The organism is Pseudoxanthomonas mexicana, from assembly GCF_046736355.1.
GTDB lineage: Bacteria > Pseudomonadota > Gammaproteobacteria > Xanthomonadales > Xanthomonadaceae > Pseudoxanthomonas_A > Pseudoxanthomonas_A mexicana_B.
On the sequence record NZ_CP157201.1, the window covers coordinates 1,518,446 to 1,544,551 of the forward strand.

The following is a 26,106-nucleotide window of genomic DNA, read 5'->3' on the forward strand; positions in this document are numbered from 1 at the left end:
TGGCAGGAAGTGATGGCGGAAAGCGGGCACACGTCCGACGCAGATCGCGCCGGACGCGTGGCTTGCTCACGGTCGAATCAGCTCGACGATGTCATTGACCTTGGGCTTTCCGGAGATCACTTCAGCCTCTGCGTAGTGGTCGTCGAACAGCCCGGTGATGCGCACCTGACCGACGGCTTCCCGGCGAAAGCGCGGCCCGATATCCCGGGGACCGCGGTTACGGCGCTTGTGCCGGATCACATCCAGCACCTGGTCGACCTGGGCTCCGTCGGCCTTGCCGACGCAGACCACCAGTGTGTCGTCCTGCGTCTCCAGAACCTGGCCGCGCATCAACACGTTGTGGCGGAACCCGCCTTCGCTCGCGGAAGCAGCCCCCGGCAGTGCGAAGGAGAAGGCAAAGGCGCCCGCCAGCGCCAGCGCGGCGAACCAGCGATTGGGATTGGTGCGTGGGCCAGCAAAACAGGCGGCATGTGTGACGTTGTTCATTGTGTGGACTCCTTGAATGGATGTGAGGCGAAACAGCGAGACTGCGAGAGCACAAAGGGATGGAACACGACGGTCGGCCTTCATCGGACTTCCCCCGCCGATCGGACAGGACCGCGCCGGCGTCGCGGTATGAAGGCCGGCACCTCCTGCATGTAGCTCACGTAGTCCTCGCCGAAGCGGCTCAGGCAATCTCTCTCCTCACGACGCGCGAGGCGGGCATAGGCCCACACCAGCACCGGATAGCTGGCGAGCGTGAGCAGCGTGGGCCACTGCAGGAGGAAACCAGTCAGTACGAGTACGAAGGCGACGTACTGCGGGTGACGCATGCGTGCATACACGCCCTCCCGGGCAAGCCGACCCTCACGCTGTGCCCGATACAGCACGGGCCAGGCTGCCGACAGGAGCCAGAACCCGCCGCCAATCAGGATGAAACTCGCCAGGTGGAATGGACCGAAATGCGGATTGGCGCGCCAGCCGAACCACATCTCCAGCAGATGGCCGGCGTCGTGGCTGAGCCAGTTGACCTGCGGATAGTTGGCGCTGAGCCACCCGCCCAAGACGTACAGCGTCAGCGGGAAGCCATACATTTCCGCGAACAGGGCCACGACGAAGGCGGAGAACATACCGAACCCACGCCAGTCCCAACGGGTCAGCGGTTTGTAGAAGCTCCAGGCGAAGAAGATGAAGAACGCGGCGTTGATGGCGGCGAGGAGCCAAAGACCGTAGCCGGAGTCAGGTGCGTGCATGTCGGTGTCCTTCGTTCGAGGTGTCGGACGTTTCGTCGTTCCATGCCCGGTTCCGACGGCTCTGATGGTGGCCATGGGGTGGGTCGTCGGCATTGCCGTCGCGCCCATGACTTCCGTCGCCTCCATGACCGCCATGCCCTTTGTGCATGAACACATGCATCAAGGGACACAGCAGCAAGATGGCCAGCGGCAGCCAGCGGAGCGTCCCCGCAAGGTGGGCGCGGTGCTCGACGCCGAGATAGAACAGGGCCAGCGCAAGGAAGATCCAGAAGACCCAACGTCGGGACCCTGAGGTGGCAGGACCAGGAACAGTCATGGCAAGTTCTCCTGAGTGGGGCGGCGTCCAGGGAGTCGCCCCGGGGTGGACCTGACGAATCCGCCGCCCTCAGCGGCTGCAACGGATTCGATCAATGCGCAGACATCGTCGCCAGTCGGGATGGAGTCCGGCAGCGAAGTCCAGGCGTGGACGGCATGCTCCATCCGCCCGTGCATGGCCAGCAGGTTGTCCAGTTGCTGGCGGGTGTCTTCGAGTCTGCGTCGGATGATGTCGCGCACCAGCGGGCAGGGACTCCTTCGCAGAACACTGTGGCGGACGATTTCCTCGATCTCCGCCAGCGTGAAGCCGAGCTGTTGGGCGGTGCGAATGAAGCGCAGGCGCTGGAGCTCCGAAGCCGAGAACAGCTGGTAGCCGCTCTCGGTGTGCCTCGCCGCCTGCAGCAGGCCGCGCCGCAGGTAGTTGCGCACCACATGCACCGTGACATCGCCCTGCCGTGCCAGCTGGCGGACCGTCATCAGCGGCAGCGTCACTTCTTCCTTGGTCGTCATCGGCTTGCTCCCGGCGAGGTGTTGATCAGGCTAGACCTGTGTCTCGCACACAGGTCAACCGGCCTTGCGGTGGGCGAAGCCAGTAACGCGCGAATTGGCCGTAGACGGACGGATGTTCGCGGCCACAGTTGCATGAACCGTCGGTCCCTGCCTGCGTTGAACGGCCCCATCACTACTTCTCCTTGGGTAGTGCGGAGGAGGGGTGCGGCTTCCTGGCCAGCTGCCGCTGCTTGATCAGCGAGTACAGCGCCGGGATCACGACCAGGGTGAGGATGGTCGAAGACACCATGCCACCTACCATCGGCGCAGCGATTCGGCGCATGACTTCCGAGCCAGTACCGCTGCTCCACATGATGGGCAGCAGGCCCGCCATGATCGCGACCACGGTCATCATCTTCGGGCGCACGCGGTCGACCGCGCCTTCGATGATGGCCTCGCGCAGGTCCCGTGAATCCAGTGCCCGGCCTTCGGCCTGCCTCTGCGCGGCACGCGCTTCAAGTGCGTGGTCGAGGTAGATCAGCATCACCACGCCGGTTTCCGCGGCGACGCCGGCCAGCGCGATGAAGCCCACGATCACCGCGACGCTGGTGTTGTAGTCGAGCATCCACATCAGCCAGATGCCACCGACCAGTGCGAAGGGCACCGACAGCATCACGATCAGCGACTCGGTGACACGGCGGAAGTTGAGGTACAGCAGCAGGAAAATCAGCGCCAGCGTCACCGGAACGACGACACGCATCTTCTCCGCGGCACGTTGCATGTATTCGTACTGTCCACTCCAGGTCACGTAGTAGCCAGGCGGGAACTGCACCTGCTCGGTGACCGCTTCCTGCGCAGCCTTCACGTAGCGGCCGAGATCGCTCTCTCGGGTGTCGACGTAGATGTACGCCGCCAGCATCGCGTTCTCGGTGCGGATGCTCGGCGCACCCTTCCTGACCTCAATCCGCGCCAGTTCGCCCAGCGGCACCTGGGCGCCGCCGGGCACCGGCACCAGGACTTGGCTGCCTATCCGGTGCGGATCGTCGCGGAGTTCGCGGGGATAGCGCACGATCGCGCTGAAGCGCTCACGGCCCTGGAGGATGGTGGTGACGATCTCGCCGCCGAGCGCGGCCGCCACCACGTCCTGCACCTCGCCCAGGGTTACGCCGTACTGCGCCAGGCGGCCCAGGTCGGGGGTGATGTCGAGGTAGTAGGCGCCGGTCAGGCGCTCGGCGAACGCGCTGGTCGTCCCCGGCACTTCGCGCACCACGGCTTCGATCTCGGTGGCCAGCGCGTCGAGTTGCTCAAGGTCCGTGCCGAAGAGTTTGATGCCCACGGGCGTGCGGATGCCGGTGGCCAGCATGTCGGTGCGCGCCTTGATCGGCATCGTCCAGGAGTTGGCGACGCCCGGGAACTTCAGCGCCGCGTCCATCTCGGCGATGAGCTTGTCGGTGGTCATGCCGTCCCGCCATTCGTCCTCGGGCTTGAGGTTGATGACGGTCTCGAACATCTCCAGCGGTGCGGGATCGGTGGCCGTCAGGGCACGGCCCGCCTTGCCGAACACCGACTCCACTTCCGGGAAGCCCTTGATGATCCGGTCCTGCTGCTGCAGCAGCTCCGAGGCCTTGGTCACCGACATGCCCGGAAGCGACGCGGGCATGTACAGCAGCGTGCCTTCGTTGAGGGTTGGCATGAACTCGCTGCCCAGCCGCGATGCAGGCCACAGGCTTGCAAACAGGGCGACCAACGCAAACATGATTGTGGCCATGCGATGCCGCAGAACGACGTTGATCACCGGCCGATAGGCCGCAACCAGGAACCGGTTCACCGGATTCTTGTGCTCGGGCACGATCTTGCCGCGCACGAACAGCAGCATGAGTACCGGTACCAGCGTGATCGACAACAGCGCGCCACCGGCCATCGCGAAGGTCTTGGTGAAGGCCAGCGGCTTGAACAGGCGACCTTCCTGAGCCTCCAGGGCGAACACGGGCAGGAACGAGACGGTGATGATCATCAGGCTGAAGAACAGCGCCGGCCCGACCTCGCGACAGGCATCGATGATCAGCTGGGTCCGGCTGCGGGAGCCGTCGGAGCGCTCGATGTGCTTGTGCGCGTTCTCGATCATCACGATCGCCGCGTCGACCATCACGCCAATCGAGATCGCGATGCCGCCCAGGCTCATGATGTTGGAGTTCATGCCCAGCATGCGCATCGCGATCACCGCGATCAGCACGCCGACGGGCAGCATGACGATCGCGACCAGCGCGCTGCGCGCATGGAACAGGAATACCAGGCACACCAGTGCGACGATCAGGCTCTCCTCGAGCAGCGTCGTGCGTAGCGTCTTGATCGCGCGCACGATGAGATCGGAGCGGTCGTAGACCGCCTGGACGCTGACGCCCTCGGGGAGTCCACTCGCAAGCTGGGCGATCTTTTCCTTCACCCCCCCGATCACGGCCAGGGCGTTTTCGCCGAAGCGCGCAATGGCGATCCCGCCCACGACGTCGCCTTCGCCGTCCAGGTCGGCGATGCCACGGCGCTCATCGGGTACCAGTTCGACCCGGGCGACGTCGCCGATCAGCACCGGTGCGCCCCCTTCGGCGCGCAGAACCAGGCTCTCGATATCCTCGATACCGCGCAGGTAGCCGCGGCCCCGCACCATGTACTCGGTCTCGGCCATCTCGATCACGCGGCCGCCGACGTCGCGGTTGCTCTCGGCGATCACCTCGGACACCCGTGAAATCGGGATGTCGAACTCGCGCAGCCGGAGCGGATCAACGGTGATCGAGTACTGGCGCACGAAACCGCCGACGCTGGCGACCTCGGCCACGCCGGGCGCGGTGGTGAGCTGGTAACGCAGGTACCAGTCCTGCATCGCGCGCAGCTCGTCCAGCGAGTGGCGGTCGCTCTGCAGCACGTACTGGTAGACCCAGCCCACGCCGGACGCGTCGGGTCCCAGTGCCGGTGCCACGCCAGCCGGCAGGTTTTTCGATGCGACGTTGAGGTTCTCGAGCACGCGCGAGCGCGCCCAGTACAGGTCCGTGCCTTCTTCGAAGATGACGTAGATGAAGGAGGCGCCGAAGAACGAGAAGCCGCGGACGTCCTTCGACTTCGGCGTCGCGAGCAGGGCGCTGGTCAGCGGATAGGTGACCTGGTCTTCGACCACCTGGGGCGCCTGCCCCGGATACTCGGTGAACACGATCACCTGCACGTCCGACAGGTCCGGCTGGGCATCCAGCGGCGTGTTCATCAGTGCGTAGATGCCACCGGCGACAATCGCCAGCGCCATCACCAGCACCAGGAAGACGTTGCGCACCGACCATTCAATGAGACGGCCAAGCATGTCAGTGCCCCTCGTGGCTGGTGGCGGGAGCAGGTGTGCCGTGGTCGTTCATCGTTCCATGGTCGCCATGGCTGTCATGGCCGTCGGACGCGCCAGGATCGCTGGCGGCAGCCGGTGGATCTCCCGATGTCGCCGGTATGGCATGGCCTGCGTGGGGATCAGCGACCTCGTCAACATGACCTGCGTGCGGATCGACGGCGTCCTCACCGTGCCCGGCGTGTGGATCCTCAGTGGTGCCCGAAGGCGCGCCGTGTCCTGCATGACCCTCAAGCCCCTGGAGTGCCGACTGCAGGTTGCTTTCGGCGTCGATCAGGAAGTTGGCGGAGACCACGACCTGTTCGCCTTCGGCGATCCCGTCGAGCACTTCGATGCGATCGCCGCCACGGCGACCCAGGGTGACGTCGCGCGGTGCGAACCGGCCGGGGCCGGTCTCGACCAGCACCACCTGGCGCGTGCCGCTGTCGAGCACGGCCGAGCGCGGAACGGTCAGGACCGGTCCAGCACCCGGCTCCTCCAGCACCACCGTCCCGTAGAGCCCCGGCCGGAGGTCGCCGTCGGGGTTGGGCAGGGCGATGCGCACATCCACGGTGCGCGTCATCGCATCGATGACGGGCTGCACGAAGGTGACCGCGCCCTCGGCCACCTGGCCCGGCAGGGCCACGGTTTCAAAGCGTGCGGGCTGGCCGGGCTGGATGCCCGCGGCCTGCGCCGCCGGGACCTTCGCGATCACCCACACCGTCGACAGGTCCGCCAGGCGCAGGATGGTTTCGCCGGGCTCGAAGCGTGCGCCCTGGACCACCGGCTTCTCGATCACGACCCCGTCCGCGGGCGCGGTGAGCACCAGCCCCGTCTTGCCGAGTTGCGCGTCGCTGATTTCCCAGTTGCGCAGGCGGGTGCGTGCGGCATCGCGCAGGCGGGTCATCGATGCCGCGCTCGCGGGATCGGACCCGGCCAACCTGCGGGCGGTCTCGTCGGCCAGCCGGTATTCCTGCTGCGCCGCCGCCAACTGTGGGCTGTAGACGGAGAGCAGCGGCTGCCCGGCGCGGACGCGCATGCCGGTCTGGTTCGCGTACAGCCGCTCCACCCAGCCTTCAAAGCGGGGCGCGATCGCGTACTGCCGGGTCTCGTCGACCTCGACCGTGCCGCTGGTGCGCACGGTGGCGGACATGGCTCCTCGCTTGACCGCCTCGGTGCGCACGCCCAGCGCCTGCACCTTGTCCGGGGGCAGCACCACCGTACCCGGCGCCGCCGGCGGGGCGTCGTCGGCATAGACCGGGACGTAGTCCATGCCCATCGAATCCTTCTTCGGCACCGGCGACGTGTCCGCCAGGCCCATCGGATTGCGGTAATAGAGCACCTTGCGTTCCGCGGCCGCTGCCTCGGCGGACGTGGCTGCGGTGGGCGAATCGTTCGTGGCGCGGCCCGCCATCCAGCCGACGGCGAGTGCGGCGAGTGCGACGCCGATGGCGAGCGACAGGGTCTGGACACGGGTCATCGGATCTCTCCTTCGATGGCGCGCACGGCGGCGGCGCCCAACAGTTCGTCACGCAGTGCATCGACCCGTGCGAGGTCGGCGCCCTGCCATTCATTGAGTGCTTCCAGCAGCGTCCCGAAGTCGACTTCGCCGACCTGGTAGCTGGCCAGCGCGGACTGCCAGGTGGCGTCGGCCTGCGGCAGCAGCGTGTTCTCGATCAGCGCGCGGCGCTCGCGTGCGCTGGTCCACTGCGACCAGGCGGAGGCGCCGCTTTCCTCGACGGCCCGCAACGTGGCATCTCTGCGGGCCAGCGCCGCGTCTTCGAGCAGGCGCGACTCGCGCTCGCGTTCGCGGCGGGCGCGCTGCTGGAACGGGATCTCGACCTCGAGCATCAGCTCGGTGCTTTCGATGCCGTTGCCGTACTGCATCGCACCCACGCCCACGGTGATGTCGGGAAAGCGGTTGCGACGCTGCAGTACCACGTTCGTGCGCGCGGCCTCGGCGCGGGCCTGCTGCGAGCGCACCGCGGGGTGCGCATTTGCGTCATCCAGTGCCTCGGTGAGCGAGGCGCTGTGGACGACGAGGCGCGGCGCCTCATCGGGAGTCGCCAGCGGTGCATCGGAACGGCGTCCCAGCACCGCGTTCAAGGTGGCGGCCGCCTCCTGCTTGGTCGCGAGGCGTTCGATCCGCTCGCGCTGTAGGCTGGTCTGCTCGACCTGGGCGCGGATGGCATCCTGCTGCGCCGCGCGACCCAAGGCGTAGCGCACGCCGGCTATTTCCTCGACCTGCCGGAGCAGGGCGATGCGGCGGTCGAGCACGGCCACGGCCTGATCGGCATGCCAGTAGCGCACGTACGCCGCTTCAGCCTCTGCCAGCAGGTCGCGCGCCGCGGTGATGCGGTCAAGCCCGACCGCGACCGCGTCCTGGCTGGCCGCGGTCCGCGCCAGACCACGCTTGCCCCAGAGCGGGAAGCGCTGACGCAGCGCGTAGTTCACCTCGCGCTCGGCACCGGCGGTGCGCCAGGGCTTGTCCGGATCGAGGCCGCGGAATCCAACCGAGGCCATCGGATCGGGCAGGGCACCTGCGGGAAGGATCCTCGCTTCGGCGGCCTGGGTTTCGAAGTCCATGGCCCGCAGCTCGGGGTTGTGTTCCAGAACCCAGGTGCGGATCGACTCGAGGCTGTGCCCCGGGATGGGTTCGGTGGCGGTCGCGGGCAGCGCCAGCGTCCACAAGCCGCCGGCGAACACGCAGGCAAGCAGGTGCCGGAGCAGTGGCCGACGGCGGAATAGCGGGTTAGGGTGCAGGTGCCTGGCCTGCATTCGGTCGAACAGGGATGCCATATCAGTGTCCTTGGGCCGACGCGACGCAGGTCGCTCGGACGAGGGCAGGAACACGTGCCGTGACGCAGCCACGGCGCGAACGCACAGGACCGCGCCGCACAGTTGTGCGGGCGGGTCAGCGTTCGGGCATCAGATCAGCAGGAGAGCCGCGGGATGGGCGGTGGGCCGGTGCCAGGCGGCCCTGGGGGGCGATTCCACCCAGCTGGGCGTGACCCCTGGGCCGGCATCGGCGACCTCGGCCACGACGAACCAGGAGACCCACGCTCCGACAAACAGCGGCGGGACCGGTGGGATGCGCCCACTGTCGGCCGAAATACCCCCCAAGCTGCAGTGCGCGGCACACACCGCCCTGTCCGCCGAGGGAAGCTCCGCGTCGCAGCCGTGGCCGTGGTCGTGGGGGGTATCCGCGCCGGCCGCGACTGCGGCGGCGGGTGTGCCCGGAAGATCCAGGCAGCCGCCATGGCTGGCCAGCGCGAGCTGAGACCAGAGCAATGCCGCCATCGCGAGGAGGGCGGTGCGCTGGAACCAGCTACGGTGACGACGGCGGATCATGGCTTGAGGTTACCTTTTGCTCGGTCAGATGCAACTGATCCAGATCAATCCCCGGGCAGATCGGGTGACTGGACCGGCATGGCCGCTTTCGGTGTCGCCGAAACCGGAGCCGACCCGGCCAGGCGAAGCGCGCGGGCCACAACCGACACCTAGCTCAGTCTCATGGCGAGCGCCGCAACCATCGGGCTCAGCGGGATCCCCGAGCGCGAGTAGAGCGCGCCGGCGGCGGCCGGAACCAGCTTCAGGCTGATCGCTCGTCCGGGTACCCAGCCTCACTGAGCGCTGAGAGGAACGCGCCCCCGTCCATGTCGCTATCGACCCTCACCTGACGCGTCGGTGGGTCGGTTTCGATGCGGGCTTGGGGGTCCACACTGAGCAGTGCCTTCTTGACGGACTTGGCGCAGCCGCCGCATGTCATGTTTGGAATGTGGAAACGAAGCATCTTGATCTCCTGATCGACTGTGGTGTCGGATCAATATGGGGTTTGACAGCGTGGCAAGGTCAATCGGCTATCAGCAGAATGTTTGCAAGCTGCTCACGGCTGGCCGACAACGGCGCCGAGAACTCTTGCGAATGCACGTCCGACCACGAATGAGTCATCTGACGCCGCGGTTACGCGAGGAGGCGGGCGTGTCGGCCCCAAACCGAGGCGTCCTATGTGGACCCTGCGAACGCGACTCCGCCGCTGTTGGCTCGGCCAGATCCGCAAGGATCGGGCATTCCGGTCGGTCATCCCCGTGGCAGTGGTCGGCCAGATGCTCGAGCGTTTGCACCATCGCCTGCAGCTCGGCGATTCTCGTCTTCAGTCCGGCGGCATGGGAAAGCGCCATCGCCTTGACGTCGGCGCTTGCCCGGTCACGGTCGCGCCACAAGACCAGCAGTTCTGCGATCTGTTCGACAGAGAAGCCAAGGTCTCGTGCGCGACGGATAAAGCGAAGGCTATAAGCGTCAGGCGTGCTGTAGTGTCGGTAGCCGGCCTCAGAGCGCGCAGCTTTGGGGATCAAGCCGATCTGTTCGTAGTAGCGGATCATCTTCGCCGACACGCCTGAAAACTTGGCTGCTTCACCGATATTCATCATTCTCTTTTCCTGGTCACCCAAGGATGCTTGGTTCGACACGCTAGGCCGGCGTCCGCCACATCGATCCTGTCTTGGTGTTCAGTCAGGCGGCACCGTGTCTTGGGATCAATGTTCGATTGCCTGGCGCGGATTGGGCAATGCCGCCCCGCTCTGGGGCATCCCCGTACGGGTTTCGATCGTTATGGGAGCCTGGAAGCGCTTGAGCCGGAGCGCGTTGCCGAGCACGAAGACACTGGAGAGGGCCATCGCGGCCGCAGCGAAGATCGGCGAAAGCAACATGCCGTTCACCGGGTAAAGCGCACCCGCCGCGACCGGGATCAGCAGGGCGTTATAGGCAAAAGCCCAGAACAGGTTCTGCTTGATGTTGCGGATCGTCGCTCGGCTGAGCGCGATGGCATTCGTCACGCCGCGCAGGTCGCCCGACATCAGCACCACGTCGGCGGCCTCGATCGCCACATCGGTTCCCGTGCCGATGGCGAGCCCGACGTCCGCTTCGGCCAGCGCCGGCGCGTCGTTGATGCCGTCGCCCACGAAGGCGACCCGCGCGCCATTGGTCCGGAACTTCTTCAGCGCCGCGACCTTGCCGTCGGGCAAGACCTCGGCCGCGACTTCATCGATGCCGAGCTGCCTGGCGATCGCCGCGGCCGTCGCGGCATTGTCGCCGGTGATCATCGCGACCTTGAGTCCCAGCGCATGCAACGCCTTGATCGCCTCGGGCGTGGTCTCCCTGATCGGGTCGGCCACCGCGATCACCGCCGCCAGCCGGCCGTCGATCGCGGCATAGAGCGGACTCTTGCCTTGGTCGCCGAGACGCTGGGCGACAGGCAGGAAGTCCGACACATCGATACCGATCTGCGTCATGAATCGGTCCGCGCCGACGGCGACGGTGCGACCGGCGACCTTGGCCGACACGCCGAAACCCGGCGTGGCCTCGAAGCCCCCGACGGGTGCGAGCGTGATGTCCCGCTGCTTGGAGGCGTCGACGATCGCTTCTGCGATCGGGTGCTCGGAGCGGGTCTCGACCGCGGCGACAAACGCCAGGACTTCGTTGTATTCGAAGCCTTCGGCAGGCACCAGGTCGGTCAGCTCCGGGCGCCCCTTGGTCAGCGTGCCGGTCTTGTCGAGCGCGATGACACTCACATCGCGCAGCGCCTGCAAGGCCTCGCCCTTGCGGAAGAGAACGCCGAGCTCGGCCGCGCGGCCCGTCCCGACCATGATCGAGGTCGGCGTGGCCAGCCCCATGGCACAGGGACAGGCGATGATGAGCACCGCGACCGCATTGACGAGCGCGAAGGACAGCGCGGGCTCCGGTCCGAAGGCCAGCCAAACAAGGAAGGTCAGCGCGGCCCCGGCCATCACTGCCGGGACGAACCACATGGTGACCTTGTCGACCAGCGCCTGGATCGGCAGCTTGGAACCCTGCGCTTCCTCGACCAGGCGGATGATCTGCGCGAGCACCGTGTTCGCGCCGATCCTCGTCACGCGGAAACTGAAAGCGCCGGTCTTGTTGATCGTGCCTCCGACGACATCGGCGCCCACCCCCTTCGATACGGGGACCGGCTCGCCGGTGATCATGCTCTCGTCGACATAGGAGGCGCCCTCGACGACATCGCCGTCCACCGGAATCTTCTCGCCCGGACGAACCAGCACGACGTCACCGGTCGCCACCTGATCGAGCGGAATTTCGACCGTATCGCCGTTGCGCTCGACGCGCGCGGTCTTGGCCTGGAGTCCGACCAAGCGCTTGATCGCCTGTGAGGTTCGCCCCTTGGCGCGCGCCTCCAGCGAGCGCCCGAGCAGGATCAGGGTCACGATGACCACGGCGGCCTCGAAATAGACGTTGGCGGTGCCCGGGGGCAGCACGTCGGGGACGAAGGTCGCGACGACTGAATAGCCGTACGCGGCCGCCGTGCCAACCGCGACCAGTGAATTCATGTCGGGGGCAGCGCGCAGCAACGCTGGTACGCCCTTGCGGAAGAAGCGTAGCCCCGGACCAAACAGCACGAGGGTGGCGAGCGCGAACTGGATATACCAGTTCGTCTGCTGACCCAGGACCCCCATCACCCAATGATGCATGGCGGGAATCAGGTGGGACCCCATCTCGAGGATGAAGACTGGCAAGGTGAGGACGGCGGCAATGGTCAAAGCCCGCCGCAGCCCCCGTGCCTCGCTCTCACGACGCTCGGCGTCATGATCGCCTGCACTTGCCGTATCGACGGACAAGCGGCGGGACTTGTAACCCGCCTGTTCGACCGCCGCTTCAAGGTCCGCCGTGGAAACGACCCCGGCAAGGTGGCGCACCCGCGCGCGCTCGGTCGCCAGGTTGACGTTGGCTTCGAGCACGCCCGGGATCTGTGCGAGCGCCTTTTCGACCCGGCCCACGCACGACGCGCAGGTCATGTCCTCGATCGCGAGCTCGGTGGTCTCTTCGCGCACCGTGTAGCCGGCACTCTCGATGGCGCGAACCGCAGCCCGCGGATCGGCCAGGCCAAAGAAGGTGAGGTCGGCACGTTCGGTGGCGAGATTGACCGCGGCTGTCTGCACTCCGGGGACCGCGTTCAGCGCCCGCTCGACGCGGCCAACGCAGGAGGCACAGGTCATGCCCTCGACTGGCAGGCTCAGGCGGGAGACGGCGGAGCTGGGTGGATTGGCGACCGGTCGGGTGGCGACGAAAGTCATGGAACTATCCCTGGAATATGCGCGGGAAGCCCAGCTTAAAGATTCCCACGATGGCAAGGTCAAGGCCCGGCAGCTCGGCAGGTCGCTACCGCGCAGCCAGCTCATGCACTGCCATCGTGCGGATGGCGATTGCGGCTGTTGAATCAGCTCGCTGGCCTCTGGACCGCTGTCTGTAAGACGATCGGTCGACCGAAACCGGCTCCGGTGATCAACGTCATGGACCGCGCGTTTCGAAGTTGGACAGCGCCGGCGGCACATTGTCGAGTGCCATCATGCGGCTGCCGGTCTCGGCGCCGGAGTTTGGCGAGTTCTGGAGCGAGGCCGGGCGGCATTTTTCGGGTATCCGGATTTTAGTGTGGGAAGACCGCACTAGCCCTTCTTGTCTGACAGCTCTCGTTCGGTAGGTTTCTGGTATCGCAAGGCTTACGCGCTTTTAGCCTTCAGTGTGGGCTTTGTCTGGCGCATGTCGGTGCAAGGAAACAATCAGTGGCAGGTCACCTTGCCCCCGGCTCGAACTGGGGTTTGAGGCGCAGTGGAACGGAAAACCGGGTTAAGCCACGCGCCTAGCTCCCGTGCAGAGAATCGATCAGCGGGCACGACACAGTGCCTCGCTGCGCATGGCACTCGTTGACCAACCGTGACAGCACCGCTTCGATTCGCGTCAGGTCCGCCATCTTGGTGCGCACGTCGGTGAGCTGGAGCGCAGCCAGCTCGGCGGCTTCGCTGCAGTGAGTGCCGTCCTCAAGCTGTAGGAGTTGGCCGACTTCGTCCAGGTTGAACCCCAGCCGCTGGGCGGATTTCACGAAACGCACCCGCGCCACGTCCGCCGATCCGTAGCGGCGAATACTGCCGACGGGCCGACCTGGTTCTGGCAATAACCCCTTGCGCTGATAGAACCGGATGGTCTCCACGTTGACCCCAGCGGCCTTGGCGAAAGCCCCGATGGTCAGTGTTTGCGGATCGTTCACCATCGCGCTTGACTCCGTACTTGACTACGGAAGTAACCTTAGCGCATCACGCAACGTCTCGGAAGGAGATCCCTCACATGGCAGACCCCAGCAACGGCCGCGGTGCACTGGCCGCCGGTGGCCTCGCCGCCATCCTCGCCTCGACCTGCTGCCTCGGTCCGCTGGTGCTGATCACGCTGGGTTTCTCCGGCGCCTGGATCGGCAACTTGACCGCGCTGGAACCGTACCGGCCGATCTTCATTGGCGTGGCGCTCGTGGCGCTGTTCTTCGCGTGGCGTCGCATCTTCCGGCCGGCTCGCGCCTGCGCGCCGGACGACGCATGCGCCGTGCCCCAGGTGCGGACGGCCTACAAGGTGATCTTCTGGATCGTCACCGCCCTGGTGCTGATCGCGCTCGTGTTCCCCTACCTCATGCCCCTGTTCTACTGAAAGGAGATTGCCATGAAGAAACTCGTCGCATTGCTCGCTCTGACCGTTGCCCTCAGCGCTCCCGCCTGGGCCGCCACCAAAACCGTCACGCTGTCGGTGCCGAGCATGACCTGCGCCACCTGTCCGATCACGGTCAAGAAGGCGCTGACCAAGGTCGAAGGCGTCATCGAGGCCAAGGTGACCTGGGAGCCCAAGGAGGCGGTGGTAACCTACGACGATGCCAAGACCACTCCGGCCGCGTTGACCAAAGCCACCGAGAACGCCGGCTACCCGTCTACCGTCAAGAAGTGAGCACACGCTCATGACCGAGGCGATCACGCTGCACATCGATGGCATGACCTGCGGGTCGTGCGCCGAGCACGTCAAGCAGACCTTGGAAAAGGTGCCCGGCGTGCGTTCGGCCTCAGTGTCCTACCCACAGCGCCGGGCCGAGATTGAGGCCAGCGTAGGTACCGCCGCGGACGTGACCTCGCTGGTCGCGGCGGTATCCGCACTCGGTTACCGAGCGCAGCTTGCCGATGCGCCGGGGCAACCCAGCGACCTGCTGAACAATGCACAAGAGCGGCTGGGCGGCGAACCAAAGCGCGAGGACGATGAGGCTGCACTGCACGTGGCCGTGATCGGCAGCGGCGGCGCGGCGATGGCGGCGGCGTTGAAGGCCGTCGAGCAAGGGGCGCGTGTGACGCTGATCGAGCGCAGCACTCTCGGCGGCACCTGCGTCAACGTCGGATGTGTGCCGTCCAAGATCATGATGCGCGCTGCCCACATTGCGCATCTGCGTCGCGAGAGTCCGTTCGATGACGGCATTGCCGCCGCCTCGCCGAAGATTCTGCGTAAGCGCTTGCTGGCTCGGCAGCAGGGGCGCGTCGATGAACTGCGCCACGCCAAGTACGAAGGCATCCTGACGAGCACCCCGACCATCACCGTGCTGCGCGGCGATGCCCGATTCAAGGATGCGCACACGCTGACCGTGGCAACCGCTGACGACGGGATGCGCGAGGTGAGTTTCGACCGCTGCCTCATCGCCACCGGGGCCAGTCCGGCGATTCCACCGATCCCGGGCTTGAAAGACACGCCCTTCTGGACGTCGACCGAAGCGCTGGCCAGCGACACGATCCCCGATCGGCTGGCCGTGATCGGCTCGTCGGTGGTGGCCGTCGAACTCGCGCAGGCCTTTGCCCGGCTGGGCAGCAAGGTGACCATGCTGGCGCGCAGCACACTGTTCTTTCGCGAAGACCCCGCCATTGGCGAGGCCATCACGGCCGTGTTCCGCGCCGAAGGCATCGAAGTGCTGGACCACACCCAGGCCAGCCAGGTCGCCTATGAGGATGGGGAATTCGTGCTCACCACCGAACGCGGCGAACTGCATGCCGACCGGCTGTTGTTCGCCACCGGCCGCACCCCAAACACCCGCACGCTCAACCTCGACGCGGCCGGTGTGGTGGTCAATGCGCAAGGCGCCATCACCATCGACCACGCGATGCGCACTACCGTGCCGCACATCTATGCCGCCGGCGACTGCACTGACCAGCCGCAGTTCGTCTACGTCGCGGCGGCGGCCGGCACCCGCGCTGCAATCAACATGACGGGTGGCAACGCGACGCTGGATCTGACGGCGATGCCGGCGGTGGTGTTCACCGACCCGCAGGTCGCCACCGTGGGCTACAGCGAAGCCGAAGCGCACCACGACGGTATCGAGACCGACAGCCGCACGCTGACGCTCGACAACGTGCCCCGGGCGCTGGTCAACTTCGACACGCGCGGTTTCATCAAGCTGGTTTCGGAGGCCGGTTCGGGACGACTGATCGGCGTGCAAGCGGTAGCCCCGGAAGCAGGCGAGCTGATCCAAACCGCAGTACTGGCGATTCGCAACCGCATGACGGTGCGAGAGTTGGCCGACCAGTTATTCCCCTACCTGACGATGGTCGAGGGGCTGAAACTCGCGGCACAAACCTTCACCAAGGACGTAAAGCAACTGTCCTGTTGCGCGGGGTAGTGGCTGGGCCTCTTACCTATGCTTCATCGGCTGAATCACAAATTCAGGCTGAAGCGCCGCCTCTTGCACAATGGGCTGAGGACTATTCGAAATACCCCTCTTCGAGTAGCCGCGCCAGCGTCGGGAGATAGGGGCCGTACTCGACCACGCGCGTGATCTTCTTCTTGCGCGTTGCCGCCGTGGTCATCCGCTGGAACACGAAGTCCGTGGTCATTGGGTCGTCGTCATCGACCAACACGGTTTCGATAACCGAGCCATCCTTGCGCGCCTTCTTGTCGTAGAGTATGCGCGCCCGAAGCACCTCGAAGCTGTAACCCCTGCCCATGCGGTTCATGTCTTTGGCCACTCGGTTGACTGACTCAGTATAGGCATTGGTAATCGGCTGCTCGAAGTAGGCGAAGATTTCGTCGTGCCAGTTGTGCACGGCGGTGGTCAGGTCCTTGAACGTGGCCGCCAATTCGGTCGGAATATTGGCCTGCCACTTCGCGCAGGCGGCTTCTGCTGCTGGGCGGGTCTTCTGATCCCAGATCGACAGAAATCCTTCCTTGAGCGCGTGGGCTTCGCTTAGGAGCGGGAACTGTTGGAACCATTCCCGCATCCGGTCCATATCTCTCCCTGTCAGGTCGTGCTGCCGCTTGAGCAGCAGGAACCGCTCGTCCTTGAGTTTGAGGCGCTGCCGGGTGGACAAATCCTTGCGAATGCGCTTGCGCAGCTTCTCCAGCGCGTCGTTCGCCATGCGCTGGATATGGAATCGATCGACCACGATCCGGGCCTGTGGCAGCGTGGCGCGCACCACCTGCCGATAAACGTGGTACATGTCCATCGCCACCCACTCGACCGAGTCCTTGTCCCGCAGGTCGCGGAAATAGGGCATCAACTCGGCTTTGGCCCGGCTGGGGCGGATATCGAACACGGTCTTGCGCTCGACGTTGGTGATCATGGCCCGGTACTGGCCGATGATCTTGAGCTCGTCGATACCCAGCACCCGCGGCGTCCGGAACTGGGTCTTGGCCTCGACCTCCTCGATGAAATCGTCGAAGACGTGGCGGACCGTCTTTTCGTCCACGGCTACTTCCCGGGCAAGGGCCGCAAAGGTCTTGGAGAAGGACTGGTCGCGGATATAACGCACCAGACGCGCCGTGGCTTGGCGTTTTCCATCAAGGTCCGCCACAGGCTCAAACAAGGTCTTGGTGCAGCTTGTACAGCGATAGCGACGGCGCTGGATGAAGATCACGACGGGTTTGCCGTGCGTCGGTGTGTCCTGAAACGACTGTTCCTGTGAGCCGTGACCATGCAGGCGTCCGGTCTTGCACAGCGGGCAGGTCACCCACTGATTGACGCCTTCGGCCTTGACGACGTAACTGTCCTCGCTGGTCAGGATTTCAAGCGTCTTCAGGCTTCGCAGCTGGAGAAAGTCCGTCACTCAGCACCTTGGGCGAACCCACACTGAAATCCGACTTTTACTCTAGCACATCCGCTCAGCCGTCCAACACCAAAATCCATTCTTTGAAAGTGATAGCTACAAAGACCCAAGGAGCCAGAACCCACACCAGATTCCGGATACCCCATTTTTCTCGGACACCGGGCAGCAGATGGAGGCAGATCCTCGGCCTAGTCGAGACGGGATCTGATGCTCTCCATCTGGTCGATCTCGGAGCGCTGCGCTTTGGTGATGTCGTCACACAGCGCGAGCAGTTCGGCGTCACGCAGTCTGGCTTCCCGGCACATGAGGATCGCACCTGAGTGATGGGGGATCATCGAGTCGATGAACTGACGGTCATCTACAAGCACCTGCGCGCGCGTGGCGCCGAACGAGCCGAGCGTCACTGCGGCGAAGATTGCGTAAAGCGCCATGTTCAGGCCCTTCTTGGGGAACATGCCAGGCATTGTGGCGAGCATGAAGATCCCCATCGGAGCCCACATGGTCAGTGCCATGTAGAACATGTTCAGGTTGTTCCGGAAGTCGCGGACACCATCGATCATCGAAAACATGACGATGTACATCACCGCGAGACCGAGCACCATGTTGATCCAGAACAGCAGATAGGGACGCCCGCTGCCCTCGGCGTGCTTGTGATCTGTCCCTTGAACAGCGTGTGCCATGTTGCTTCTCCTAGTGTTTCCGGAACAGTGTCCTACCCGACGTCAACCATCCTGGAAAGCGTTGCACCGCGACAGTTACGGCAACGTGTGCGGTCGCACCTGGTTCTCGGGTGCGTCGGAGACGTACAGGCGGCACCAGTTAGGCCTGCCAGCGTGTGTGTCGTTGAAAGGTACGGTCAAGCGGGGCTGAGCGTCCCGAGCACTGAAACGACAATGAGGATCAGGATCGCCAGCGCAGCCTCGGCCGCAACGCTCTGCCGCAAGGCTCGCACCTCCTGCGAGGGATCTCCGCCGGCCAGCGCCCGTTCAAGGCGCGGCACCAGCGTCCATCGGTGCATTGCTCCCAGGCCCAGCATTCCGCCGAACAGGGCAAGTTTGAACAGCAACAGGTTTCCGTAGGTGCTCTGGACCAGCGTCGACAATGACCACGCGGTGAGATCACCGTAATGCGCGATGCCGGACACAATGAGCGCAGCAACGAAAATCGTTCCAAGCGTCGAGAATCCACGCAGGAAGTCATGCGTTGATCGCAGACGCCCGTTGCCCGCAGCGCCCTTGCCGCGCAGGAGCATTCCCAGGAACATCAGGACCGCTGCGATCCAGCCGCCTGCAGCGAGAAGGTGGACGAGGCCCGCAGAGAGCCGGACCGCGCCTGCCACGCCCTCGCCAGCGGCGGCGTGGCCGTTCCATGCCAGCGAGGCGAGGGCGCCGCCCGCCAGCGTCGCCGCGAACGGGAAGGCGGCCTCCACCTTCCCGCGACGACGATGCCATCCGAGTACAAACACCATGGCGATCAGCAGCGCGCCTCTCGCCATGGCTGCGCGGCCTGCGGACGTATCAAACAGATACCAGCCGAGCGATTCGCGATCAACGTCGGCAATCGGCATTCCCATGATGCCCGCGGTCTTGAAGACGACATCGGCCCCGGTGAGCACGAGACCGACGGCGGCACTCACCAACAGAACGCCCATGAATGGCCACCCGGCCAGGGCGTGGGCGAGTGCCGGTCGACGCAAACCGTACCAACCGAACAGTGGGACGCCGAAAAGAAGCATGAGAACCAGGTACTCCAGGAATCTCAGTGCGTAAGCCGACAGGTCGAACATTCGCGACTCCTCAGCGCACCGTGAAGCTGAAGCTGCCCGGCATGGGGTGATTGTCACCACCGACGGCGCGGTATTCCACCGTATAGACGCCTGGAGCCAGCGGCTGGGGCAACTTGGCACGCAGGGTCTTGCCGTTGTTGACGATCTCGGTCGTGAAATTCTCGATCGGCATGGTGGAGCTGCCGTGCTTCATGACCAGCTTGAGCCGCGACGCTCGCGGAATCAGCGTCTCGTTGAACACGAGATCGATCTGGCTTGGGGAGGCCACGACCGCATTTGCTGCCGGTGTGGACTGCTGTAACGCCGCGTGGGCGCGCGCGACCTGCAGCGAAAACTGCCCTGCCGCGATTGCGAGTACAAGCGCGAAAGAGCGAAGAACGCTTGAAGACTTCATATGGACCTCTTTGTGAACTGATGCAAAGCCCCGTTGGTGGGCGCCGTGCCTTGTGAAATCGGAGGTGAGGATCCCGCCATCGCAGGCGGGACCCTCGATGCATCAAGCTGCCATGGCGCTGCAGCTTTCCGCGCATCGACGACACGCTTCAGCGCAACGCGTCATCTCGGGGTCGTTCATGGCATCGCATGCATCCGCGCACTGGCGGCAGATCTCCGCGCAGGCACCGCAAATGACGTTATGAACGCTCGTACCGCGCAGCATCGCGTCAGCGCTGGTGGCACAGATATCGGCACACGTCGCCAGCAGGGCGATGTGCTCCGGTGCTGCGTGTGCACCTCCCTTGGTCAGGCAATAGTTGATGGTCTCCAGGCAAATCGCATGGCATTGCGTGCAGTTGTCGATGCACGTGTTCATGGCCTGGGACCGGTGGTCTTCGGAATGGTGAGTCATGTGGATCTCCCGCTTCATCGCGGACGAGAATCGGCGCGCCCGCAACACCGCCCCCTCTTGCTCTTGCGGATCAATGCTGTGCGAAGGATTCGGTGGTTCCGTCGCGATGGACCAGCTCGACCGTGTACGGCTGCTGTCGCCCCTCCGGAACCTCCATGCCGGGAGAACCAAGCGGCATCCCTGGGAGGACCAGGCCGCGTGCGTCCGGCTTTTCTTCGAGGAGACGCTTGATGTCCGCGGCCGGGACGTGGCCTTCGATGACGTATCCGCCGATCTCGGCCGTGTGGCAGGAGCCCTTTGCATAGGGGACACCCAGCCGTTCCTTGACCGGACCCAGGTCATCCATGTCGTGCACATCCACGGTGAAGCCCGCCTTCTGCACGTGGTCAACCCAGCTACCGCAACACCCGCAGGTCGGGGTCTTGTGGACGGTCATGCGTGGCAGGGCAGCGGGAGTGGTGTCGGCTGTTTCCGGGACGACCTGTACAGCGGGCGCGATGGTGGACTGCGCGGGTGTCGCCGCCTGGGTACAGGCACCCAAGCCGGCGACCGCAAAAGCCGCCCACGCCAGTCGGTTCAATCTGCAGGCTTTCATTTCCGGTTCTCCGCTCAGCGCCTGGTCCGCGAGGACCAGTGGATGTGGACGATCCGCCAGCCGTCGGCGGTCTGCTTCAGCACCATTGTCTCGGTGCTCAGAACGGTCAGGGGCTTGCCGTCCTTCTGGGCGTGCAGCTCACTTTCGGTTCCCACCCATGCGAACTCACCAGCGGTTCGTGCGCGCTGGCGCAGGAGTTGGCGATGGGCGTCCTTGAGGAACGCCGCGTCGCTGATGGCGTGGTGGCCCAGATATTCCTCGCGGCTGTGCTCGGCACCACCGGACTCGAGGATGAGGACGTCAGGAGCGAGCAGGGATCCGACCGTTGCCAGGTCTTGGCTGGACAGTGCGGTGTTGAACCGCTCTACCACGGCGACGGCGGCCGTGGCGGCGGCAGGAACATCCACGTTCGCCGCTGCCGCAGTGGCGGGGTGATGTGCATGCGCCTGGGTTGTCTGCGCCATAGCGGGCGACACAACGGCAAATGCCAGTGCGAGGGCGAGGGTGACGGGTGTTACGTTCATGCGTGAACTCCGAAATCAGTGGTGTGTGTGTCGCTGAAGAAACTTCAGCCAGCCTTGCGTACGCTGGCTCAATGCCAGTTCCTGTCAGAACCAGATGCGGACGCCCGCCACAATCCGGGTGTCGTCAACATCGCCTGATGCTGCGCGACGGAGGTCTGCGGTTCCGCCGTAAGCACGCTCCCAGACCACGCCGACATAGGGCGCGAACTGTCGATGGAACTCGTAGCGCAAGCGGAAACCGGCTTCGACCTTGCTCAGCCCACTGCCGATTCCCACCGCCGGATCGTCCTTGCTCCAGGCCTCGCCTTCGACCAGCCACTGGCCGATCAGCCGGTTGGTGAACAGCATTTCGTATTCGGCTTCCGCACCTACCCCGAGCTGACCGGACTCGCCTAGGTAGGCCGTCGCGGAGACTTCGAATTTGTACGGCGCAAGACCGATCACACCGAGCGCGGCATAGGTGCGCGACGGCCCGCCGCCGAAGGCGAAGTCATGGCGGACACCAGCGACTGCGTCCCACCATCGGGCGATCGCTCGGCCGTACAGCACTTCCACATCCGCCGACTCGGTGGATCCACCTGCACGCTCGCCCTCGCTGCGCAGCCAGAGCCGGTTCAAGTCGGAACCCACCCAGCCTTGTGCTTCCCAGGCCATGCCGGTGCCGTCCTCGTCCGCGTCCCACGCCTCTAGCCGGTCAAGCGCCCAGTAGGAATTGATCGATTCACCATGCATCAGGTGCTCGTCGAGGTCCGGGAACGCCGCAGCCCGATCTGTCGGCGTGACAACCGGGATTGGCTCGCGCGGCTCGGCCGTCGGCGGCAGGTCCTCGCTGACACCAGGTTGATGGCCCATGGAAGCGTGATCCATGCCCGAGTGATCCATGCCGGAGTGATCCATTCCGGAGTGATCCATCCTGGAGTGATCCATCCCGGAGTGATCCATCGTGGAGTGGTCCATCGTGGAGTGGTCCATCCCGGTGTGTTCGCTGTCGGCAGGATTCGCAGCTCCGTGCCGCATGTTCCCGTGGTTCATCGTCCCGTGATCGTCGGAACTCTTGTCCGGTGAAGTCGGTAGATGGCCGGCGTGCGGATCCGCGGGCCTTGGCGACGATGGTGACGCAGCCGGCTTGGCTGCCGGATGGTGTGCGGCGTGGTCCGTCTCCTGCGCCCACGCCGGGGCGCAACCAGTTGCAAGAACGAGTACGGACGTCAGGCCGATGGCTAGGGAGTGACGATTGGAACGGCTCATGGCGTTCATTCCTCCACCCGCACTTCGCGGAACATGCCGGCTTCCATGTGGTAAAGCAGGTGGCAATGGAACGCCCAGCGACCCAGCGCGTCGGCGCGCACGCGAAAGGCCCGCTTCGTACCAGGCGGCATGTCGATGGTGTGCTTGCGCACCATGAAGTTGCCGGACTCGTCCTCGAGGTCGCTCCACATGCCGTGCAGATGGATCGGGTGCGACATCATCGTGTCGTTGACCAAGACGACTCGCATGCGCTCGCCGTACTTCAGACGCAGGGGTTCGGCGTCAGCGAACTTCACTCCGTTGAACGACCAGGCGAAACGCTCCATGTGCCCGGTCAGGTGCAGCTCGACCGTGCGGCCGGGCGCGCGCCCGTCGGGGTCGGGGAACGTGCTGCGCAGATCGCCGTAGGTCAGTACGCGTCGGCCGTTGTCGCGTAAGCCAATGCCCGGATCATCGAGTCTCGGCACAGGGGCCATCGTCTGCATGTCGACCAGCGGGTTGCCGGTTTCGGTGGCCGGATGCTCCTGCATCCCGCCGGCACCGTGGTCCATCCCGGCCATGCTCCCTCCGGCGGCCGTGCCTGCTCCCATCGACGACATGTCGTGACCGCTGTGGTCCATTCCGGCCATGGCACCGCCGGCCATCGCACCGTGCGACATCGAAGACATGTCGTGACCGCCGCCACCCATCCCGCCGTGGCCCATGTCGTCCATGGTGAGGAGTGGCTTGGGGTCGACGTCCGGCACCGGCGCCCGCAAGCCTTCCCTGACGGCGAGTGTTCCGCTGATGTATCCCGTGCGGCCGCTGTCCTGGGCAAAAATGGTGAACGCATCCTGCCCGGTCGGCTCGACAATGACGTCGAACGTTTCAGCGGTGGCGATGCGGAACTCATCGACCGTGACCGGGCGGACGTACTGTCCATCGGCCGCGACCACCGTCATCTTCAGGCCCGGGATGCGCACATCGAAGTACGTCATTGCCGACCCGTTGATGAAACGGAGGCGGACCTTCTCGCCCGACCGGAACAGCCCGGTCCAGTTGCCGAGCGAGGTCGTGCCGTTCATGAGGAAGGTATAGGTGTTGCCGTTGACGTCCGACAGGTCGGTCGGCGTCATCCGCATCTGGCCCCACATCTTGCGGTCCTCGACCGTAGCGGCCAGGCCGTGCTGCTTCACGTCGTCGAAGAAGTCGCCGACCGTCTGCTTGGAGAAGTTGTCGAAGTCAGACCGCTTCTTGAGCCTGGCGAACAGGCGCTTCGGATCGAGGTCGGTCCAGTCGCTGAGCATGACCACGTAATCGCGGTCATAGGCGAAGGGCTCGGGTTCCAGCGGCTCGATCACCAGTGGCCCGTAGAGACCGGCCTGCTCCTGGAAGCCGGAATGGCTGTGGTACCAGTAGGTGCCGCCCTGCACGACGTTGAAGCGGTACTGGTAGGTCTCGCCACGGTTGATGCCGTTGAAGCTCAGCCCGGGCACGCCGTCCATGTCGGACGGCAGCAGGATGCCGTGCCAGTGGATCGACGCCTGCTCGCCATGGATCGAGCCGCGGGGCAGGGCATTGCGGACCCGCAGGTTGACGGTGGTGCCTTCCCGCCAGCGCAGCAAGGGTGCGGGAATCGATCCGTTGACTGTGATCGCGGGGCGCGTGGCGCCGGTGAAGTTCATCGGCGTCTCGCCGATGGTCAGGTCGAATTCGGTGCCCGAGAGCACGTTGGGCAGGCCCTCGGCCTTGACGGCCCAGCTGGAACGGGGCCACAGGCCCAAGGTTGCGACGGCCCCGCCAACAGCAAGGCCCTGGACGAAGCGGCGGCGCGACGGGGCAGACAGCCCCTCGGCACGGCCGAAAGAATCGGATGACATGGGAACTCCGGGAAAGGTCGAAGGCTCGCGGGACGAGCGTTACCCTGTCAGTGCGGAGCAGCGGACAGGATCCATCAGCGCCTCGGAAGGCGCGCAGGGACACTTAGCCGATCGGAGGTCGGAAGAGATTGGTCAGGGCCGCGGACGCGTGCACCGACAGGAACGGTTCGGCGGTGTGCCGGTACCGGATGGTGAAATCGGCGAGTGCCGACCCGGCGAGCGCCGCTGCGCAATGGTGCATGCAGGGGCAGCAATTACCCGCCTCAGAGCAGTCGTCCCACGGCGATACCGCTCCGGCCTCGTCAGTGGCCTGGGGGTGATGGTGTTCATTGGCCCCCGTAGCAGCCGCTGCTCCTCCATGGCAGGCCGCCATGGCCTCGGCTGCTGTCGGTGCCGAGGTGACGTCACCGGCGGAGTCGCGCACGTGCTCCATGTGCATGGACGCGCCAGCGATGCCCGGACCGTTGGCGAGCAAGGCAACGACCAGGAACAATCGCATCAGGAGCGCGCGGAAAGTCATGCGCCTTAGTATACGTGCGGATATAAACTCCGGATGAATACAGTGACAACGCACGGGGGATCGAGCCGCGGGTCTTCGTCGCCTGCCTGACCCAACGTCGCCTCCCGCTTTTCGGCTACAGGGCCATGTCTTCGTAGCTGCGGGGATCGGAGACCGGTTCCAGGTGCCCGGTCACGCGCATGGCGGGAAACTCCGCCACGATCTTCTCCACCAGGTCTTCCATGGCGTCATGCCCGCGCAGCACCGTCCAGTCGCCGGGCACCAGCATGTGCATCTCCATGAACTGGCGGGCCCCGGACTCGCGCGTGCGCACGGCGTGGAATTCGATCCGGCCCGGTTCGGCGTGCGCGTCCAGGATGGCCTGGATCCGGGCGTTGTCCTCGGGGGACAGGGTCGCGTCCATCAGGCCGGAGGCGGATTCGGACATCAGCCGGTAGCCGACAACCAGGATGTTCACGCCCACCAGGATCGCGATCACCGGATCCAGCCAGTTCCAGCCTGTCAGCCACGCCAACCCCAGGCCCACCACGACCCCGACCGAGGTGTACACGTCGGCCATCAGGTGCTTGCCGTCGGCGCGCAGGGTGATGGAGCGGTGGCGCGTGCCGACCTTGATCAGGATCCGCCCGACGATGCCGTTGAGGACGGCGGCCATGATCGAAACGGCGAGGCCGATGCCGAGCGATCCCAGCGGCCGGGGGTTGAGCAGGCGATCGATGCCCAGGTAGATGATCGAGGCCGCGGAGACGAAGATCATGATCCCTTCAGCGCGGCGGAGAAATACTCCGCCTTGCTGTGGCCGAAGTGGTGGTCGTCGTCGGCCGGCCGGGCGGCGATGGTCAGCGAGACCAGGGCGACGATGGCGGCCACCAGGTTGACCATCGATTCGGCGGCGTCCGACAGCAGGCCCACCGAGCCGGTGATCGCCCAGGCGCTGCCCTTGAGCAGCACCGTCAGCACCGCGGTCACGATGGCCAGCCAGGCGTATTTCCTCAGGTCCGGCGTGGCTTCGGCCGGTCTGTCGCGGGGTTTCATGGCGACCATTGTCTGCTGTGCGCGCGGGTCCGGCCAGCCGAAGCCTGTCGCCTCACGATCACCAGGGTCGCCCGGAATCTCCACGTGGCCCGTACGTACACGTTGTCATTGCGGCGCGCGCCGGGCGATTTCCTCGCGCGGCGGAGGATGCCCCCGTTGGTCATGGTCTACCACACCCACCGCATCCCGAGCAGTTCGTCGCTGACCTGAAATCGCTCAGCAACAGCTAGCCGTTGGGGCGCCGAGTAAACGATACCGGCGCCGTGATCGTAGGCCGCTTTGGCCGGAAGCGAACATCGATAGGGCAGGGGATTAGGGATGTTTATCACGGTTAGCATATTGCGGGTAGCATATTAGATCGAGGGTGATCGCGA

25 protein-coding genes and 1 pseudogene are annotated in these 26,106 nt (G+C 65.2%); 3 read left to right on the top strand and 23 right to left on the bottom strand.

The window, feature by feature from the left end; translation table 11 throughout:
* Positions 1-66: 66 nt before the first annotated feature.
* The 12 genes from AAG688_RS06950 to merR form a co-directional block, all read right to left on the bottom strand.
* On the bottom strand, positions 67-486 hold the full coding sequence (locus AAG688_RS06950; protein ID WP_024867875.1) for a hypothetical protein: 420 nt from the start codon (positions 484-486) through the stop codon (positions 67-69).
* Positions 487-566: 80 nt separating this feature from the next.
* Complete coding sequence (locus AAG688_RS06955; protein ID WP_024889943.1) at positions 567-1,232, bottom strand: methyltransferase family protein; 666 nt, start codon at positions 1,230-1,232, stop codon at positions 567-569.
* Positions 1,219-1,548, bottom strand: coding sequence for a DUF2933 domain-containing protein (locus AAG688_RS06960; protein ID WP_081759952.1), 330 nt, complete (start codon positions 1,546-1,548; stop codon positions 1,219-1,221). Before AAG688_RS06960 ends, AAG688_RS06955 begins: the two co-directional genes overlap by 14 nt.
* Complete coding sequence (locus AAG688_RS06965; protein ID WP_282884642.1) at positions 1,545-2,057, bottom strand: MerR family transcriptional regulator; 513 nt, start codon at positions 2,055-2,057, stop codon at positions 1,545-1,547. The genes AAG688_RS06960 and AAG688_RS06965 overlap by 4 nt, the downstream gene beginning before the upstream one ends.
* 172 nt (positions 2,058-2,229) lie before the next feature.
* On the bottom strand, positions 2,230-5,379 hold the full coding sequence (locus AAG688_RS06970) for an efflux RND transporter permease subunit (RefSeq protein ID WP_411834620.1): 3,150 nt from the start codon (positions 5,377-5,379) through the stop codon (positions 2,230-2,232).
* Position 5,380: 1 nt separating this feature from the next.
* Positions 5,381-6,874: an efflux RND transporter periplasmic adaptor subunit gene (locus AAG688_RS06975; protein WP_055765270.1), complete on the bottom strand. Its 1,494-nt coding sequence runs from the start codon at positions 6,872-6,874 to the stop codon at positions 5,381-5,383.
* Positions 6,871-8,193, bottom strand: coding sequence for a TolC family protein (locus tag AAG688_RS06980; protein WP_411834621.1), 1,323 nt, complete (start codon positions 8,191-8,193; stop codon positions 6,871-6,873). Before AAG688_RS06980 ends, AAG688_RS06975 begins: the two co-directional genes overlap by 4 nt.
* 129 nt (positions 8,194-8,322) lie before the next feature.
* On the bottom strand, positions 8,323-8,745 hold the full coding sequence (locus AAG688_RS06985; protein ID WP_411834622.1) for a hypothetical protein: 423 nt from the start codon (positions 8,743-8,745) through the stop codon (positions 8,323-8,325).
* 241 nt (positions 8,746-8,986) lie between these two features.
* Positions 8,987-9,187: a heavy-metal-associated domain-containing protein gene (locus tag AAG688_RS06990; protein WP_100322961.1), complete on the bottom strand. Its 201-nt coding sequence runs from the start codon at positions 9,185-9,187 to the stop codon at positions 8,987-8,989.
* Between the two features lie 154 nt (positions 9,188-9,341).
* Complete coding sequence (gene cueR / locus AAG688_RS06995; RefSeq protein ID WP_133321319.1) at positions 9,342-9,821, bottom strand: Cu(I)-responsive transcriptional regulator; 480 nt, start codon at positions 9,819-9,821, stop codon at positions 9,342-9,344.
* Between the two features lie 108 nt (positions 9,822-9,929).
* Positions 9,930-12,503 (bottom strand): heavy metal translocating P-type ATPase, encoded by a 2,574-nt coding sequence (locus AAG688_RS07000; protein ID WP_411834623.1) that lies wholly within the window; start codon positions 12,501-12,503, stop codon positions 9,930-9,932.
* A 563-nt stretch (positions 12,504-13,066) separates the two neighbouring features.
* Entirely contained in the window at positions 13,067-13,474 is a 408-nt protein-coding gene (gene merR / locus AAG688_RS07005) for an Hg(II)-responsive transcriptional regulator (RefSeq protein ID WP_012480188.1), read from the bottom strand.
* A gap of 74 nt (positions 13,475-13,548) precedes the next feature.
* On the opposite strand from merR, the gene merT reads away from it, so the two are divergent.
* The 3 genes from merT to merA are packed head-to-tail and all read left to right on the top strand — an operon-like array spanning position 13,549 to position 15,895.
* Positions 13,549-13,899: a mercuric ion transporter MerT gene (gene merT, locus AAG688_RS07010; protein WP_019183730.1), complete on the top strand. Its 351-nt coding sequence runs from the start codon at positions 13,549-13,551 to the stop codon at positions 13,897-13,899.
* Positions 13,900-13,911: 12 nt separating this feature from the next.
* Positions 13,912-14,190, top strand: a complete 279-nt coding sequence (gene merP, locus AAG688_RS07015) for a mercury resistance system periplasmic binding protein MerP (RefSeq protein ID WP_012480190.1) — start codon at positions 13,912-13,914, stop codon at positions 14,188-14,190.
* Between the two features lie 10 nt (positions 14,191-14,200).
* Positions 14,201-15,895: a mercury(II) reductase gene (gene merA / locus AAG688_RS07020; RefSeq protein ID WP_411834624.1), complete on the top strand. Its 1,695-nt coding sequence runs from the start codon at positions 14,201-14,203 to the stop codon at positions 15,893-15,895.
* A gap of 82 nt (positions 15,896-15,977) precedes the next feature.
* Here merA and AAG688_RS07025 read toward each other — a convergent pair whose 3' ends face one another.
* From AAG688_RS07025 to AAG688_RS07075, 11 genes and pseudogenes are all read right to left on the bottom strand, one after another.
* Positions 15,978-17,318, bottom strand: a complete 1,341-nt coding sequence (locus tag AAG688_RS07025; protein ID WP_054665575.1) for an ISL3-like element ISStma11 family transposase — start codon at positions 17,316-17,318, stop codon at positions 15,978-15,980.
* Between the two features lie 188 nt (positions 17,319-17,506).
* Positions 17,507-17,998: a DUF305 domain-containing protein gene (locus AAG688_RS07030; RefSeq protein WP_141480889.1), complete on the bottom strand. Its 492-nt coding sequence runs from the start codon at positions 17,996-17,998 to the stop codon at positions 17,507-17,509.
* 176 nt (positions 17,999-18,174) lie between these two features.
* Positions 18,175-19,104: a copper homeostasis membrane protein CopD gene (gene copD, locus AAG688_RS07035; RefSeq protein ID WP_162375426.1), complete on the bottom strand. Its 930-nt coding sequence runs from the start codon at positions 19,102-19,104 to the stop codon at positions 18,175-18,177.
* A 10-nt stretch (positions 19,105-19,114) separates the two neighbouring features.
* Positions 19,115-19,498, bottom strand: coding sequence for a copper homeostasis periplasmic binding protein CopC (gene copC, locus AAG688_RS07040; RefSeq protein ID WP_162407124.1), 384 nt, complete (start codon positions 19,496-19,498; stop codon positions 19,115-19,117).
* A 102-nt stretch (positions 19,499-19,600) separates the two neighbouring features.
* Positions 19,601-19,969 (bottom strand): four-helix bundle copper-binding protein, encoded by a 369-nt coding sequence (locus tag AAG688_RS07045; protein ID WP_411834625.1) that lies wholly within the window; start codon positions 19,967-19,969, stop codon positions 19,601-19,603.
* A gap of 52 nt (positions 19,970-20,021) precedes the next feature.
* A complete protein-coding gene (locus AAG688_RS07050) occupies positions 20,022-20,546 on the bottom strand; it encodes a DUF411 domain-containing protein (protein WP_411834626.1) in 525 nt (174 codons plus the stop codon).
* Between the two features lie 14 nt (positions 20,547-20,560).
* Complete coding sequence (locus AAG688_RS07055) at positions 20,561-21,070, bottom strand: YybH family protein (protein WP_411834627.1); 510 nt, start codon at positions 21,068-21,070, stop codon at positions 20,561-20,563.
* A gap of 84 nt (positions 21,071-21,154) precedes the next feature.
* On the bottom strand, positions 21,155-22,318 hold the full coding sequence (locus tag AAG688_RS07060) for a copper resistance protein B (protein ID WP_411834628.1): 1,164 nt from the start codon (positions 22,316-22,318) through the stop codon (positions 21,155-21,157).
* 5 nt (positions 22,319-22,323) lie between these two features.
* A complete protein-coding gene (locus AAG688_RS07065; RefSeq protein ID WP_411834629.1) occupies positions 22,324-24,177 on the bottom strand; it encodes a copper resistance system multicopper oxidase in 1,854 nt (617 codons plus the stop codon).
* Between the two features lie 103 nt (positions 24,178-24,280).
* Positions 24,281-24,697: a CopL family metal-binding regulatory protein gene (locus tag AAG688_RS07070; RefSeq protein ID WP_411834630.1), complete on the bottom strand. Its 417-nt coding sequence runs from the start codon at positions 24,695-24,697 to the stop codon at positions 24,281-24,283.
* Positions 24,698-24,812: 115 nt separating this feature from the next.
* A pseudogene (locus tag AAG688_RS07075) lies at positions 24,813-25,741 on the bottom strand (cation diffusion facilitator family transporter).
* Between the last annotated feature and the right edge of the window lie 365 nt (positions 25,742-26,106).

Coding starts and splice junctions, on each gene's coding strand:
- AAG688_RS06950 (WP_024867875.1), bottom strand. CDS start 486: ATGAACAACGTCACACATGCCGCCTGTTTTGCTGGCCCACGCACCAAT.
- AAG688_RS06955 (WP_024889943.1), bottom strand. CDS start 1,232: ATGCACGCACCTGACTCCGGCTACGGTCTTTGGCTCCTCGCCGCCATC.
- AAG688_RS06960 (WP_081759952.1), bottom strand. CDS start 1,548: ATGACTGTTCCTGGTCCTGCCACCTCAGGGTCCCGACGTTGGGTCTTC.
- AAG688_RS06965 (WP_282884642.1), bottom strand. CDS start 2,057: ATGACGACCAAGGAAGAAGTGACGCTGCCGCTGATGACGGTCCGCCAG.
- AAG688_RS06970 (WP_411834620.1), bottom strand. CDS start 5,379: ATGCTTGGCCGTCTCATTGAATGGTCGGTGCGCAACGTCTTCCTGGTG.
- AAG688_RS06975 (WP_055765270.1), bottom strand. CDS start 6,874: ATGACCCGTGTCCAGACCCTGTCGCTCGCCATCGGCGTCGCACTCGCC.
- AAG688_RS06980 (WP_411834621.1), bottom strand. CDS start 8,193: ATGGCATCCCTGTTCGACCGAATGCAGGCCAGGCACCTGCACCCTAAC.
- AAG688_RS06985 (WP_411834622.1), bottom strand. CDS start 8,745: ATGATCCGCCGTCGTCACCGTAGCTGGTTCCAGCGCACCGCCCTCCTC.
- AAG688_RS06990 (WP_100322961.1), bottom strand. CDS start 9,187: ATGCTTCGTTTCCACATTCCAAACATGACATGCGGCGGCTGCGCCAAG.
- cueR (WP_133321319.1), bottom strand. CDS start 9,821: ATGAATATCGGTGAAGCAGCCAAGTTTTCAGGCGTGTCGGCGAAGATG.
- AAG688_RS07000 (WP_411834623.1), bottom strand. CDS start 12,503: ATGACTTTCGTCGCCACCCGACCGGTCGCCAATCCACCCAGCTCCGCC.
- merR (WP_012480188.1), bottom strand. CDS start 13,474: ATGGTGAACGATCCGCAAACACTGACCATCGGGGCTTTCGCCAAGGCC.
- merT (WP_019183730.1), top strand. CDS start 13,549: ATGGCAGACCCCAGCAACGGCCGCGGTGCACTGGCCGCCGGTGGCCTC.
- merP (WP_012480190.1), top strand. CDS start 13,912: ATGAAGAAACTCGTCGCATTGCTCGCTCTGACCGTTGCCCTCAGCGCT.
- merA (WP_411834624.1), top strand. CDS start 14,201: ATGACCGAGGCGATCACGCTGCACATCGATGGCATGACCTGCGGGTCG.
- AAG688_RS07030 (WP_141480889.1), bottom strand. CDS start 17,998: ATGGCACACGCTGTTCAAGGGACAGATCACAAGCACGCCGAGGGCAGC.
- copD (WP_162375426.1), bottom strand. CDS start 19,104: ATGTTCGACCTGTCGGCTTACGCACTGAGATTCCTGGAGTACCTGGTT.
- copC (WP_162407124.1), bottom strand. CDS start 19,498: ATGAAGTCTTCAAGCGTTCTTCGCTCTTTCGCGCTTGTACTCGCAATC.
- AAG688_RS07045 (WP_411834625.1), bottom strand. CDS start 19,969: ATGAAGCGGGAGATCCACATGACTCACCATTCCGAAGACCACCGGTCC.
- AAG688_RS07050 (WP_411834626.1), bottom strand. CDS start 20,546: ATGAAAGCCTGCAGATTGAACCGACTGGCGTGGGCGGCTTTTGCGGTC.
- AAG688_RS07055 (WP_411834627.1), bottom strand. CDS start 21,070: ATGAACGTAACACCCGTCACCCTCGCCCTCGCACTGGCATTTGCCGTT.
- AAG688_RS07060 (WP_411834628.1), bottom strand. CDS start 22,318: ATGAGCCGTTCCAATCGTCACTCCCTAGCCATCGGCCTGACGTCCGTA.
- AAG688_RS07065 (WP_411834629.1), bottom strand. CDS start 24,177: ATGTCATCCGATTCTTTCGGCCGTGCCGAGGGGCTGTCTGCCCCGTCG.
- AAG688_RS07070 (WP_411834630.1), bottom strand. CDS start 24,697: ATGACTTTCCGCGCGCTCCTGATGCGATTGTTCCTGGTCGTTGCCTTG.